The 275-nt window shown below is 49.1% G+C and carries 1 protein-coding gene; it reads left to right on the top strand.

The window, feature by feature from the left end; all coding sequences use genetic code 11:
• Window positions 1-14: 14 nt before the first annotated feature.
• A partial coding sequence (locus F1003_RS18680) for an Ig-like domain-containing protein (protein ID WP_262884641.1) occupies window positions 15-275 on the top strand: 261 nt, incomplete at its 3' end.

Raw genomic sequence — 275 nt, 5'->3', positions numbered from 1 at the left:
TTACGCCCAACCAGTTGATAGCAGTCCCAAGCTCTATCCAGTTGCTTCCAGAACAAAACAAGCCGTTGAAAGTAACGGCAACCTATGCAAGCGGCGATTCACAAGATGTAACAACGCAAGCAACGTATGAAAGCAGCTATCCCGAAATCGCTGCCGTAGATGCGACAGGTGTAGTTACAGCCGGAGGCACAGTAGGGACAGCAACGATTATGGTTCGCTATTACAACCAGACAATAAGCGTCCCAGTACAGGTCAAAGAAATAGCCCCTCAAGCC

The sequence above is a fragment of the Winogradskyella ouciana genome (assembly GCF_009709615.1).
Taxonomy (GTDB): Bacteria; Bacteroidota; Bacteroidia; order Flavobacteriales; family Flavobacteriaceae; genus Winogradskyella; species Winogradskyella ouciana.
The sequence above is the reverse complement of the archived record's forward strand: the minus strand, read 5'-3'. Positions and strand labels throughout refer to the sequence as shown.